This is a genomic window from Actibacterium naphthalenivorans (assembly GCF_014196965.1).
Lineage (GTDB): Bacteria > Pseudomonadota > Alphaproteobacteria > Rhodobacterales > Rhodobacteraceae > Actibacterium_A > Actibacterium_A naphthalenivorans.
Genome location: NZ_JACIEQ010000004.1, coordinates 77,522 through 90,682, shown reverse-complemented (window position 1 = coordinate 90,682; position 13,161 = coordinate 77,522). Strand labels below are relative to the sequence as shown.

The 13,161-nt window shown below is 64.6% G+C and carries 10 protein-coding genes; 4 read left to right on the top strand and 6 right to left on the bottom strand.

The features are described 5' to 3' along the window. The first annotated feature begins 38 nt into the window (after window positions 1-38). Together GGR17_RS14220 and GGR17_RS14215 are read left to right on the top strand one after the other, a co-directional pair. Window positions 39-1,238, top strand: coding sequence for a UbiH/UbiF family hydroxylase (locus tag GGR17_RS14220; protein ID WP_054539318.1), 1,200 nt, complete (start codon window positions 39-41; stop codon window positions 1,236-1,238). Window positions 1,239-1,345: 107 nt separating this feature from the next. Then, window positions 1,346-2,539 (top strand): Hint domain-containing protein, encoded by a 1,194-nt coding sequence (locus GGR17_RS14215; protein ID WP_054539319.1) that lies wholly within the window; start codon window positions 1,346-1,348, stop codon window positions 2,537-2,539. Here GGR17_RS14215 and GGR17_RS14210 read toward each other — a convergent pair. Then, the gene (locus GGR17_RS14210; RefSeq protein WP_054539320.1) at window positions 2,460-2,918 is read right to left on the bottom strand and encodes an Lrp/AsnC family transcriptional regulator; all 459 of its coding nucleotides are present in this window, start codon (window positions 2,916-2,918) and stop codon (window positions 2,460-2,462) included. The two genes, GGR17_RS14215 and GGR17_RS14210, sit on opposite strands and share 80 nt — an antisense overlap. After that, on the bottom strand, window positions 2,915-3,373 hold the full coding sequence (locus GGR17_RS14205; protein WP_054539321.1) for an Lrp/AsnC family transcriptional regulator: 459 nt from the start codon (window positions 3,371-3,373) through the stop codon (window positions 2,915-2,917). Before GGR17_RS14205 ends, GGR17_RS14210 begins: the two co-directional genes overlap by 4 nt. 137 nt (window positions 3,374-3,510) lie before the next feature. Between GGR17_RS14205 and ilvC the strand changes: the two genes are divergently transcribed. After that, a complete protein-coding gene (gene ilvC, locus GGR17_RS14200) occupies window positions 3,511-4,533 on the top strand; it encodes a ketol-acid reductoisomerase (protein ID WP_054539322.1) in 1,023 nt (340 codons plus the stop codon). Window positions 4,534-4,738: 205 nt separating this feature from the next. After that, on the top strand, window positions 4,739-5,932 hold the full coding sequence (locus tag GGR17_RS14195; protein ID WP_054539323.1) for an OpgC family protein: 1,194 nt from the start codon (window positions 4,739-4,741) through the stop codon (window positions 5,930-5,932). A 6-nt stretch (window positions 5,933-5,938) separates the two neighbouring features. Here the strand turns inward: GGR17_RS14195 and glmM are convergent, their stop codons facing one another. From glmM to glyS, 4 genes are all read right to left on the bottom strand, one after another. Continuing rightward, window positions 5,939-7,285: a phosphoglucosamine mutase gene (glmM, locus tag GGR17_RS14190; protein ID WP_037210779.1), complete on the bottom strand. Its 1,347-nt coding sequence runs from the start codon at window positions 7,283-7,285 to the stop codon at window positions 5,939-5,941. Window positions 7,286-7,417: 132 nt separating this feature from the next. Beyond that, window positions 7,418-8,101, bottom strand: a complete 684-nt coding sequence (locus tag GGR17_RS14185) for a cell wall hydrolase (RefSeq protein WP_054539324.1) — start codon at window positions 8,099-8,101, stop codon at window positions 7,418-7,420. A gap of 183 nt (window positions 8,102-8,284) precedes the next feature. Next, window positions 8,285-10,834 (bottom strand): pyruvate, phosphate dikinase, encoded by a 2,550-nt coding sequence (gene ppdK / locus GGR17_RS14180; RefSeq protein ID WP_054539325.1) that lies wholly within the window; start codon window positions 10,832-10,834, stop codon window positions 8,285-8,287. Between the two features lie 72 nt (window positions 10,835-10,906). Continuing rightward, window positions 10,907-13,159, bottom strand: a complete 2,253-nt coding sequence (glyS, locus tag GGR17_RS14175) for a glycine--tRNA ligase subunit beta (protein ID WP_054539326.1) — start codon at window positions 13,157-13,159, stop codon at window positions 10,907-10,909. Between the last annotated feature and the right edge of the window lie 2 nt (window positions 13,160-13,161).

Here is a 13,161-nt window from a genome sequence, read left to right as displayed (position 1 = left end):
GCGGGCTTTGCGCCTATCTGTGATCCAGGAGGCCCCGCATGACACGTATCGGCACCGACATCCTGATTTCCGGCGGCGGCGTCGCCGGGCTGACCGCGGCGGCCGCCTTCGGCGCGGCGGGGTTTTCCGTGATCTGCGTCGATCCCGCCCCGCCGGTCACCGACGGGGCGCAGGCCGGGGCCGACATGCGCACCACCGCTTTTCTGCAACCCTCTGTCGAGGTGCTGGAAGCCGCCGGATTGTGGGAGCGTCTGGCCCCGCATGCCGCCGCGCTTCAGATCATGCGGATTGTCGATGCGGGCGGTGAAATCGCCGAACCGCGCCTGACCAAGGATTTCGACGCCGCCGACATCTCGGGCCAGCCTTTTGGCTGGAACCTGCCCAACTGGCTGTTGCGGCGCGAGATGGTGGCGCGGCTGGCCGAGCTGCCCGGGGTCGAGTTTCGCCCCGGCGTGGCCACCAAGGCGGTGATGACGCGCGAACGCGAGGCGCTGGTGACCCTGTCGGATGGCACCCGCATCGCCGCCCGGCTGCTGATCGCCGCCGACGGCCGCAACTCCCCCGTGCGCGAGGCGCTGGGGATCGGCGTGAAAACAATGCGCTACGGGCAAAAGGCGCTGGCCTTCGCCGTCACCCATCCGCAGCCGCATGACAATGTCTCGACCGAGGTGCACCGGTCCGGCGGGCCGTTCACCCTTGTGCCCCTGCCCGACCGCGACGGCACCCCCTGCTCTGCCGTGGTCTGGATGGAGCGCGGGCCGGAGGTGGCGCGGCTGGCCGCCCTGCCCCAACCAGAGTTCGAACAGGAAATGAACCTGCGGTCGGCCGGGCTTTACGGCCCGCTGACGCTGGTCTCGGCCCGGTCGGTCTGGCCGATCATCAGCCAGATCGCCGATCGCTTCAGCGGCGAACGTACCGCCCTGATCGCCGAGGCGGCGCATGTGGTGCCGCCGATCGGCGCACAGGGGCTGAACATGAGCCTGGCCGACACGCGCGCATTGCTGGAACTGGCGCAGGAAAACCCGGCCGACCCGGGCAATCGCGCCATGCTGAACAGCTACAACCGCCGCCGCTGGCCCGAGGTCCGCGCCCGCGTGACCGGCATAGACCTGCTGAACCGCGCGTCGATGATGGGCGCGCAGGGGCTGCGCGACATGCGTGCCACCGCGCTCAACGCGCTTTATTCCGCCGCGCCGGTGCGCAAGACGCTGATGCGCGCGGGGCTGGGCGTGAAGTAACCCGCCACTTGCGCGCCTTACTTCGGACACATTAGCCAATTGGCAACGCAAAACGGCTATGACGCATCCAGAGTCCAACAAGAAACCAACACTCGAAAAAAACATGCATGGCAGATGCTTCTTTCCTTCTGAACGGAAACAGCGTCCTGGCGGACCCGAATGTCGGAACGAATTCGTCCGGCGGCTATGAGGGCGGCGGAACACTCACGATCAACAGCGGCCAGACCGTATTCCAGAGCGACGATATCGTCGAGATTCTGGTTGATAACGTCACAGTAGATGGCGAAATCACGGGTGCCTCGCGCATTGTCGGCCTGGTGATCTATGACAACGGCGCCGATTACCTGTCGGGCACCCCTCTTTATACCTACACCCCCATGAACCCGGGCCAATATGCCAATATCCAATCGGATGTCAGCGGCCTGGGCGACAGCTATCTGCGGTTCAACGCCAATGTTCTGGTCTCATCAGACCCCGGCGCGCCGCGCTTCAATCAACTGATCGCCGCCGCCGGCACCGACCTGACCAGTGATATTTCCAGTGGCCCCATCACGCTCAACCGGCTGAGCGACAATGATTACGACAACGATGGCATCATCGATGCCGGCACCACCGAAGACGGCAACGGCGCCTTCAACGCCGAAAACAACAATCTGGTTCCGGTCTGTTTTGCCCGGGGCACGTTGATCGAAACGGACCGGGGGCCGGTGGCCGTGGAACGGCTGCGGGCGGGCGACATGCTGCGCGTGATGGAGGGCGGGCTTATGCCGGTTCTGTGGATCGGCTCGCAATGGGTCGCCGGTACCGGCGCTGCGGCGCCCGTGCGCATCCAGGCCGGCGCGCTGGACAACCGGCGCGATCTGTACGTGTCGCAGAACCACCGGATGCTGGTGTCCGGCGCGGTCGCGGAATTGCTGTTCGGCGAAGATGAGGTTCTGGTCGCGGCCAAGCATCTGGCCAACGGCGATACGATCCGCGTTCAGCCCTGTGCCAGGGTCGAGTATTTCCACATTCTGCTGCAAGACCACCAGATCATTCTGGCCGAGGGCTGCCCGTCGGAGAGTTTCTTTCCCGGCGATCAGGCGATGTCGTCGCTGGATCAGGCGGCGCGCGACGAGGTTCTGGCGCTGTTTCCCGCCATGGCCCTGCCCGATGCTCTGTCACGCCGGGCGCTGCGCAGCGTCGAGGCGCGGGTCTGGCGATCGTCGGAGCGGCGGCCGTTCAGCCCAGCGGGCCGGGGCGTCTCTCTTCGGACAGCAGCACATTCGCTTCCACATCCCCCACGCCGGGCAACGTCATGATACGCCGGCGCAGCACCCTTTCGAAATCGCTCAGATCGCGCGCCACCACCCGAAGCCGGTAATCATACATGCCCAGCACGTGCTGCACCGTCTGCACCTCGGGGATGGCGGTGACCGCGCGCTCGAAATCCTCGAGGCTGACGCGGCCCTTGGTGGCCAGTTTCACGCCCAGAAACACGGTCACGCCGAACCCCAGCGCCTCCTTGTCCAGCACCACGCGGCGCCCGCGCAGAATGCCCGCCTCTTCCAGCCGCCGGATCCGCCGCCAGGCCGCCGGCTGGCTGAGCCCGAATTTCCGCCCGAGCGCGCCAGCGCTCTGATCGGCGTCCTCTGACAGCGCCCTCAGCAGCTTGCGGTCCACCTCATCGAGATCGGTCAAAGCGGCAATCCTTGGTCCAGCTTGATATCGGCCACATGCATCAGCGCCTCGATATCGGCGATATGCGGCAGGGTCAGGATCCGGTGGCGATAGATTTCCTGGTAATGCGGCATATCGCGGGCCAGCACGTTCAGCCGCACATCGACCCGGCCAAGGAAGGTCTGGATCTCATACACCTCGGGCACATCGCGCGCCGCGGTCATAAACTCATCGAACGCGCGCGGGTCGGTCTTGTCGAGGGTGAACCGCAACGACACCACGACCCCGTAGCCAAGCGCGCGCCAGTCGATCACCGCGCGCGTACCGAGCAGAACACCGGCCCGCCGCAGCTTTTCAAGCCGCCGCCAGCAGGTGGCGGCGGTGATCCCGGCCCGGTCGGCCAGATCCGCGGTGGCCATCTGCGGTTCGGCCTGCAGATGGCGCAGCAAACGGCGGTCTGTATCGTCGATCTGCATGGATTTTTCGGATTATCCAATTTTGCAGAATGATATTTCGCACAAACCGCGCGAATAGTCAAAATATGAAAGCCCCTCATACGGCGCCCGGCCTATTGTCCGCGCAGCATAAGCACTGACAAAGGAAGGAACGCCCCATGCGCGTTTATTATGATCGCGATTGCGACATCAACCTGATCAAGGACAAGAAAGTGGCGATTCTGGGCTATGGCTCCCAGGGGCATGCCCACGCGCTGAACCTGCGTGACAGCGGCGCCAAGAACCTTGTCGTGGCGCTGCGTGAAGGCTCCAAATCCGCCAAGAAGGCCGAGGCCGAAGGCCTGACCGTGATGGGCATCGCCGAGGCCGCCGCCTGGTGCGACCTGATCATGTTCACCATGCCCGACGAGCTGCAGGCCGAAACCTACAAGAAATACGTGCATGACAACATCAAACCCGGCGCGGCCATCGCCTTCGCCCACGGTCTGAACGTGCATTTCGGCCTGATCGAGCCGAAAGAAGGCATCGACGTCATCATGATGGCGCCCAAGGGCCCCGGCCACACCGTGCGCGGCGAATATGTCAAGGGCGGCGGCGTGCCCTGCCTTGTGGCCGTCGATACCGACGCCACCGGCAAGGCGCTGGAGATCGGCCTGTCGTACTGCTCGGCCATCGGTGGCGGGCGTTCGGGCATCATCGAGACCAACTTCCGCGAGGAATGCGAAACCGACCTGTTCGGCGAGCAGGCCGTGCTGTGCGGCGGTCTGGTGGAACTGATCCGCATGGGTTTCGAGACCCTGGTCGAGGCCGGCTACGCGCCGGAAATGGCCTATTTCGAATGCCTGCACGAGGTGAAGCTGATCGTCGATCTGATTTATGAAGGCGGCATCGCCAACATGAACTACTCGATCTCGAACACCGCCGAATATGGCGAGTATGTCTCGGGCCCGCGGGTTCTGCCCTATGACGAGACCAAGAAACGGATGAAGGGCATTCTGACCGACATCCAGACCGGCAAGTTCGTGCGTGACTTCATGCAGGAAAACGCCGTCGGCCAGCCGTTCTTCAAGGGCACCCGCCGCATCAACGACGAGCACCAGATCGAGGAAACCGGCAAGAAGCTGCGCGGCATGATGCCGTGGATTTCCGCCGGCAAGCTGGTCGACCAGGAAAAGAACTGATCCATCCCGGATCGCGCGACTACAGGGCCCGGCTGATGCAAATCAGCCGGGCCTTTGCTTTGCCCGCCGTCCGCTTCAGAAAGCGCTTGAGAATACCTCCGCTTGGAAGGTAGGGTTGAAGAAAAGAGCATAACCACCGGCAAAGCTTGAGAAAACGCCGCGGCAGCCACTTCGGCCCCGCAATTTCGAAGCCGAAGGGACCGACATGCGTATCGCGATTTTTGATGGCTTTCGCGGATTTTTTCTTCTGTTCATGATGATCATCCACGCGAATGTCGAGCTGCACGCCATTCTCGGCAAGTTGAACCATCATTATTTCGGCTGGGTAGAAGATGCCCAAGGCTTTGTTTTCATTTCAGGTTTCGTCGTCGGCCTGGTCTACGGCAACCGCCTTCTGAAGCGCGGTTTCGCATCGTGTAAATCCGCTATCTGGCGGCGTATCCGCACGATCTATACGCATCAGGCGACACTGATCGTGATTTTCCTGGCGGCGGCGCTCCTGCTGGCCGCGTTCGGCCTGTTTCCGGCGATTCTCGCGCCCTATCGCGCAGAGCCTGTGGGCTTCACCACCGCCTCGCTCGCGCTGATCAGCGGCTCCAAGCACATGGGCATTCTGCCGATGTATATCTGGTTCATGATGCTCACCCCCTTCATACTGGAGGCGTTTCGGCGAAATTACGCCGGCTTCGTCCTCGCGCTTTCGGCGCTGCTCTGGTTTCTTGCCCAGACCGGATTGATCGAGGTTGTCGTCCAGACCGGTGAACTGGCCCTTGCCGGGCTGGGCCATCCGATCCGGCTGGGCATTTTCTTCAACGTCTTCGGCTGGCAGGTGCTGTTTGTCGGCGGGCTCTACCTCGGGCTGCACAGCGCGGCGGGAACGCTCGATCTTTCGTTCCTCAAGAACCGGCAATGGCAGCTTGTGTTCTGCCTGACGCTCGGCGCCTTCTTCTTTCTGGGTATCTACGACCGCGTCGTGTTTCACGAACTGCTCGGGCACGCATTCTCGGAAGCGGTGTTCGCGCATACGGATCGCGGCAATTTCAGCCTGATCTACCCGATCGCCTTCATCGTCGATCTGTTCATCGTCACCTGGCTTGTGGTGGCCGGCGAAGAAAGCCGGGTGCGGCTGTTCCAGAAAATGTCGGCCTTCGTGCAGTGGCTGTTCACCCGCAGGTTTCTGGTGTTCCTCGGCCAGCATTCGCTGCACGTGTTCTCGGCGCATGTTCTGGTGGTCTATGTGCTGGCAATCGTGGTCGAATATTATCCGCCCGGCCCGGTGTGGCGCGAAGTGCTGATCGTGCTCACCCCGATACCGCTTTACCTTGCCGCCTGGGGCCATGCCCGGTTGCAAAGGAAAACCACCGCAAAGGCGCAGCGGGTGCCCGCGTCGCAATCCTGAAACGGCTCAGCGCGTGGCCGCTTCGATCTCTGCCACGATCGTGCCGACCACATCCTTCAGCAAGCCATCATCCTCGCATTCGGCCATGACCCGGATCAGCGGCTCCGTGCCCGATTTGCGGATCAGCAGGCGGCCGGCTCCGGCAAGCCGGCCTTCGGCTCCGGTAATCGCCGCTTTCACCGCCGCCGCATCCAGCGGGGCCTGCCCCGCCGCATAGCGCACGTTCTGCAGCAGTTGCGGCACCGGGTCGAATTGCCGGATCAGCGCGCTGGCCGGCTGGCCGGTGTCGACCATGGCGGCCAGAAACTGCAGCCCGGCCAACAGCCCGTCGCCGGTGGTGGCGTAATCGGTCATCACGATATGGCCCGATTGCTCGCCGCCCAGATTCCAACCGCCCCGGCGCATCGCCTCGACCACATAGCGGTCGCCGACCGAGGTGCGCTCCAGCGACAGGCCGCGCCCGCCCAGATACCGCTCCAGCCCCAGGTTGGACATGACCGTGGCCACCAGCGTGCCCGCGCGCAGCCGCCCCGCCTCGGCCCAGCGAGACGCGAAGAGCGCCATGATCTGATCGCCATCGGCAACCACGCCGTTCTCGTCGATGATCATCACCCGGTCGGCGTCACCATCCAGACAGATCCCCACATCCGCCCCATGCGCCACCACGGCGGCGGCGGCGGTATCTGTATGGGTCGAGCCGCATTTGTCGTTGATGTTGAACCCGTCGGGTGACACACCCAGCGGCACCACCTCTGCCCCCAGCTCCCACAGCACCTCGGGCGCGGTGCGATAGGCCGCCCCGTTGGCGCAGTCGATCAGCACTTTCAGCCCGTCCAGGCGCTTGCCCTGCGGGAAGGTGGTCTTGATCCGTTCATTATAACGAAAGCGGCCATCGTCGATCCGTTTGGCACGGCCGATGTTTTCGGCCTGCGTCGGCTGAACATCGGTATCGAGCAGCGCCTCGATCTCGGCCTCGGCCTCGTCCGACAGCTTGAACCCGTCAGGGCCGAAGAACTTGATGCCGTTGTCATGATGCGGGTTGTGCGAGGCAGAGATCATCACCCCCACATCCGCGCGCATCGAGGGTGTCAGCATCCCCACCGCCGGCGTCGGCACCGGCCCCAGCAGGAAGACATTCATACCGGTGGAGGTGAAACCCGCCGTCAGCGCGTTCTCGAACATATAGCCCGAAAGCCGCGTGTCCTTGCCGATGACAACGCGATGTGCGGCCGAGCCGTCGCGCCGGAAATACCGGCCGGCCGCCGCGCCCAGGCGCAGGGCCATCTCGGCCGTCATCGGATGTGTGTTTGCCCGTCCGCGAACGCCGTCGGTTCCGAAAAGCTTGTCACTCATATCATCCCCCAAGGAACCGCAACAGCCGGTCTGAGCGCCGGATAGGCCCGCTCATACCACGGACGGGGCCGGGCTGAATACCCGAAGTTCAGCGGCATGTCGCGCGCGCCGGTCACCGCCGATGCGGGGCGGTCAGTTGCTGCTCACCCGGGTGGGTTTGCGATAGAAATAGTGCACGCCGATCGACGCGGTGCGGGTGAACACCCGCGACCAGCGCGGCTTTACCGCGCGCGTGTGATAGAAAGTGGCCCCGCCCGTCAGCGCGCGCGGCGCACCGTCCATCATGATCCGGGCCACCTTGCCGACCCTGTCATAGGCGGCGGGTTCGGAAATCACCTCGGCCTGGCCGTCGCAGTTATAGGTGAACTGGCACTGAAACTTGCGCCCCGTCCCCTGATGCACGACGCCGCAGACGGTATCGGGGAAATTCGGCGACGCGACCCGGTTGAGGATAACCTCGGCCACGGCAAACTGGCCGCGAACGCTTTCGCCGCGCGCCTCGAAGTACAGCGCCTCGGACAGGCACTGCCACTGTTTGCCGCCCTTCGCGGCGGGCTGACGGTCGAGCCAGGATCTGTCATAGAGGCTGCCGCCCGGGGTCGGCGCGTTCAGCGAGGTGTAGGTGGCGAGCTGTTTGAGTTTCCGGTCGCTGATCTGGCCGAGCGCCGTGCGCTCGATCCCCAGTTGCCGGGCAAGCGCCTCACCCGCCACGGCGGTGGGGTCGTTGGAGCTTGACGCCGAAATATCCGCCTGCGCGGAAATCGAAGACACAACAAGGGCCGCGATGCCAAAGGCCAGGGACAACCTGAAACTCATAAATACCCCCAAAGTCGCACGGTCGGACGTGACCGCCGACGGGGGGCATAGAGCAAACGGGCCTATGCGTCCACCCTTATGGCAAAACTGCGGCGGGCGTGCGCCGGTCTTATGCGCGCGCCTGTCTGCCTGGGGGTCGGGCCTCTTCGCGAAAAACGCGCCAAACCCTTGTTATCACTTCCGTTATCTTCGATTACGCACAGTCATCTGCAGATTGAGCTGTGCTGCGGCAAGCCGTGCAACCGGAACGCGAAACGGAGAGCAGGATACGTAATCAAACCCCGCCTTGCGACAGAATGCAATGGATTCGGGGTTGCCGCCATGCTCTCCGCAGACGGAAAGAACAACGTCCGGGCGCGCCGCCCGGCCGCGTTCGGCGCCGATGTGCAAAAGCTCTCCCACGCCCTCGACATCCAGTGTGTGGAACGGGTCTTCGGGGAAGACGCCTTGCTGCACATAGATGCCCATGAACCGCCCCGCGTCATCCCGGCTGAGGCCGTAGGTCATCTGCGTCAGATCGTTGGTGCCGAAGCTGAGGAAGGCGGCGTGATGGGCAATCTCGCCCGCGCGCAGCGCCGCGCGCGGCGTTTCCACCATGACCCCGAGGCGGTAATCGAAGGCGCGGCCCTTTTCGGTGCGCACCGCCGCGGCGACAGCGTCGATCCGGGTTTTCACCAGCTCGACCTCGCGCTTGGCCGAGACCAGCGGGATCATGATTTCCGGCACGACGGGATCGCCGCGCTCGCTCGCCTCCACCGTCGCCTCGAAAATGGCGCGGGCCTGCATGTCATAGATTTCGGGAACGGTGATCCCCAGCCGCACGCCGCGCATCCCCAGCATCGGGTTGAATTCGGTCAGCGCCTCGACCCGCCGGGTGACATCCGATAGCGGCAGCCCCAGCGCCCCGGCCAGCTCGCGCAGCCCGTCGCGGCTGTGCGGCAGGAATTCGTGCAGCGGCGGATCGAACAGGCGGATGCACACCGGCTGGCCCTGCATGATCTCGAACAGCTGGATGAAATCCATCCGCTGCATCGGCAAAAGCTGATCCAGCGCCGAGGCGCGATCTTCAGGCGTGTTGGCGAAGATCATCTCGCGCATCACTGTCAGCCGGTCGTCTTCGAAGAACATGTGTTCGGTGCGGCACAGGCCGATCCCCTCGGCACCGAAATTGCGCGCTGTCTGCGCATCGGCAGGGGTGTCGGCATTGGCCCGGATGCCGATGTCGCACAGATCCTCGGCCCAGCGCAGCAAAGACGTGAACGCGCTGTCGAGCGCCGGTTTCAGCATCTTCACCTCGCCCGCCAGCGCCTGGCCGGACGAGCCGTCAACCGTGATGATATCGCCCTCGCGAAATACCCGCCCTTCGGCGGTGCGCAGGGATTTGGTGCGCCGGTCCAGGCTCATCCCCGATGCGCCCACGATGCAGGGCAGGCCAAGGCCGCGGGCGATCACGGCGGCATGGCTGGTCATGCCACCCCGTTCCGTCAGCACCGCGCAGGCGGCATACATGCCGCGAATATCCTCGGGCGTGGTTTCCCGCCGCACCAGAATGCAGGCCTCGCCGCGCGCCGCGCTGGCCTGCGCCGCGGCCGAGGTGAACACGATCCGGCCGGTGGCGGCACCCGGGCTGGCCGCGATGCCCTTGACGAAGCAATCCCGCTTGCCCCGCGGATCAACCTGGCTGTGCAGCAGCTCGGTCAGCGCGCGCGGCTCGATCCGGGCGATCGCCTCTTCGCGCGGGATGATCCAGTCTTCGGCCAAGGCCACGGCGATGCGCACCGCCGCGCGTGACGTGCGGTTGACGCGCACCGCGTCCAGCACCCGCAGCGCGCCGGCCTCGATGGTGAATTCGATCTCCATCTCTTCGCGCAGACGCTGGCGGCTGATCTCGCCCCATTTCAGAAGCTCCTGAAACACCTCCGGGCAATGCTCCTCGAGCGACCGGCCGCGCGCGTCGCGCGTCAGATAGAGCACACCCTCGCCCGAAAGCCCTTCGCGGCCCTGGCTCTGGCTCAGGTAGCGCCCGGTCACCTGGCTCTGGCCGGTGGCGGAATCGACGAACTGGATCACGCCGGAGCCACTTTCGGCCGGGCCCAGCCCCATCGACATTTCCTGAACCACGAGCCCGAGCCCGGCATCGGCCGGCGCGCCCTTGGCCTGGCGCAGCAGGCGGGCCGTCGTGCCCTCCCAGCTGCGCGCCATCGCCCGCAGCACCTCTGTCAGCTGAACGACGGGATCTTGCGGAAACGCCTCGTCGGTTTCCTCTTCATAGGCCAGCAGCGCCTCGTGGATGGTCACCTCGCTGGCCTCTTCCGCGTCGAACTGATCAGGATCGAGCCGCGCCACATGGATGGCATAGGCCTGAATGAAACGCAGATAGATCAGATCGGCGGCGGCCTGCCCGATCGTTTCCGCCAGTTCGCGGTGGCGGACGGCATTCATGCCGATGTTCAGAATGGCCCCCGGCCCGCCCCAATCCGGGTCTTCCGAGCTTGGCCGAACCGACACCAGCGGCGCCGGGCCGAACTCGGCAAGGATCGGGGTGATATCGGGGATCTGGCCGGCGGCGATCCGGTGCACCGCGTCGAACGACAGGGCAACCGTGCGCGGCACGGGCATCTCCAGCCGCAGCAGCCTTTGCAGACATTTCGCGCGCCCGCCGTGGCGCGAAACAGAGATGTCCGCCGACGGCGTGATCACCGTGAATTCGGAAAAGTCAGCATGTTTCTGCACTGCAGCAACCTCCTGTTGCGGTGCAAGATACGCCGATCCGGCGGTATGGCAAGGTTTGCGTTACGACTATGTCTAGCCCTCGATCCGGCCCAGATCCGCGACCTGAAGACAGGTCTCGCGGATGCGGTGCAACAGATTCAGACGGTTGCGCCGCACAATGTCATTATCGGTATTCACCTGAACCGCCTCGAAGAAAGCGTCGATCGGGGCACGCAGCGCCGCCATCGCGCCCATTGCAACTGCGAAATCCTCGTCCGACATGGCCTGTTTGATCACCGACTCAGCCTCGTCCAGCGCCGCGAACAGGGCTTTTTCCTGCTCCCCCTCGGCGAATTTCACATCCGGGCCGAACCGGTATTCGACCCCGTCCTTTTCCTCGGCCTGGGTCAGGATGTTGTTGGCGCGCTTGAAGCCCTGCAGAAGGTTCCCGCCATCCTCGGTTTCCATGAAGGCCGAAAGCGCCTCGGCGCGCTTGACCAGCAGCGTCAGGTCGTCATTGCCCGGCATCGACAGGCAGGCGTCGATAATATCATGGCGCACGCCCTCGTCACGCAGATGGCCCTTCAGCCGGTCGTGGAAGAAGGCCAGCAGATCATCGCTCATGTCCGGCAGCGCGGCGCGCAGGTTCGCCAGCCATGTGCCCTCTTCCACCTCGAAGGTTTCATCGGCGCCCGTCAGCTTGTCGAGCACCGCGTGGAAGGCCGCGAGGAAAACGCCGTGATGGGCGATCTCGTCCACCATGTCATGCAGGAAATACACCTCGCGCTCTTCTGCAGTGTCGGTGTTCAGGGCGATGGTATGGGCCAGAAGCTGCATGTTGATCAGCCGCTCCAGCCCGATGCGCAGGTCGCTGTCCAGAACGATGCGGATGATGCCCAGCGCCGCGCGGCGCAGTGCGAACGGATCCTTAGAGCCGGTGGGCTTTTCGTCGATCGCCCAGAACCCGGCCAGCATGTCGAGCTTGTCGGCGACCGACACGGCGATGGAAACCGGGTGCAGCGGCAGATCGTCGGACGGGCCGAGCGGTTTGTAATGCATCTCGGCCGCTTCCGCGATGGCCGGGTCCAGCCCTGCGGCGCGGGCATAGTAGCGGCCCATGATCCCCTGCAACTCGGGGAATTCATACACCATTTCCGACGCCAGATCGGCCTTCGCCACCTCTGCCGCCTGCTGCGCCATGTCCGGATCGGCCCCCACCGTCGGCGCAAGCTCGCGCGCCAGCTTGGCGATGCGTTCGATCCGCGCGGCCTGGGTGCCCAGCTGATTGTGGAAGGTGACATTGGCCAGCTTCTCCTGCCATGCCCCCATGCCCGCCTTGGCGACGCGCAGATCGTTTTCCCAGAAGAACCGCGCATCCGACAGCCGGGCCGAAAGCACCTTCTGGTTGCCCGCCAGAATCGTCGCGCCGTCATCGGCGGTCTCGCGGTTGGCCACGGTCACGAATTTCACGATCCGCCCCGATTTCGGGTCGCGCACCGAAAAGAACTTCTGATGCTCTTTCATCGAGGTCTGCAGAACCTCGGGCGGCAGTTCCAGAAACGCGGCGCCGATATCGCCCATCAGCACCACCGGCCATTCCACAAGCCCGGCCACCTCTTCCAGCAGCCCCCGGTCTTCGACCACCTCGAGCCCGCGGGCGAAGGCCATGTTGGTGGCGTCATGCCAGATATGCGCGGCCCGTTCGGCCGGGTCGAGCATCACATGGGCCTTTTTCAGCTTGGCCGCGTAATCGTCAAAGGAGGATACCTCGAAACTGGCGGGCGCCATGAAGCGGTGACCCTCGGTCCGGTTGTCGGCGGTGATCCCGTCGACGCGCAGCGGCACCACCTCGGCCCCGTCCTCGCGCGTCAGGATGCAGATGATCGAATGCAGCGGCCGCACCCAGCGCAGGCTGCCCGCCCCCCAGCGCATGGATTTGGGCCAAGGGAAGTTGCGGATCACATCCTCCAGCACCTCGGCCACGATCTGCGCCGCCGGGCGGCCGGGTTTGACGATGGCGGCGAAATAGACCTGCCCCTTCTTGTCGTCGCGCACCTGCAGCTCATCCTTGCTCAGGCCGGTGGCGCGCAGGAACCCCTCCAGCGCCTTTTGCGGCGCGTCGGTGCGCGGGCCCTTGCGTTCTTCGCGCAGGGTGGGGCTTTCGTCGCTCAGCCCCTCCACCGTCAGCGCCAGACGCCGTGGCGTGGAAAACGCGGCGGCGGAGGCATAGGTCAGCCCGGCCTCGACCAGACCGTCCGTCATGCGCTTTTGCAGGTCCGCGCGGGCGCGCCCCTGCATGCGTGCGGGAATTTCTTCAGAAAAGAGTTCGATCAGCAGATCTGGCATGG

Coding starts and splice junctions, on each gene's coding strand:
- GGR17_RS14195 (WP_054539323.1), top strand. CDS start 4,739: ATGCGTATCGCGATTTTTGATGGCTTTCGCGGATTTTTTCTTCTGTTC.
- glmM (WP_037210779.1), bottom strand. CDS start 7,285: ATGAGTGACAAGCTTTTCGGAACCGACGGCGTTCGCGGACGGGCAAAC.
- ilvC (WP_054539322.1), top strand. CDS start 3,511: ATGCGCGTTTATTATGATCGCGATTGCGACATCAACCTGATCAAGGAC.
- glyS (WP_054539326.1), bottom strand. CDS start 13,159: ATGCCAGATCTGCTGATCGAACTCTTTTCTGAAGAAATTCCCGCACGC.
- GGR17_RS14185 (WP_054539324.1), bottom strand. CDS start 8,101: ATGAGTTTCAGGTTGTCCCTGGCCTTTGGCATCGCGGCCCTTGTTGTG.
- GGR17_RS14205 (WP_054539321.1), bottom strand. CDS start 3,373: ATGCAGATCGACGATACAGACCGCCGTTTGCTGCGCCATCTGCAGGCC.
- GGR17_RS14215 (WP_054539319.1), top strand. CDS start 1,346: ATGGCAGATGCTTCTTTCCTTCTGAACGGAAACAGCGTCCTGGCGGAC.
- GGR17_RS14220 (WP_054539318.1), top strand. CDS start 39: ATGACACGTATCGGCACCGACATCCTGATTTCCGGCGGCGGCGTCGCC.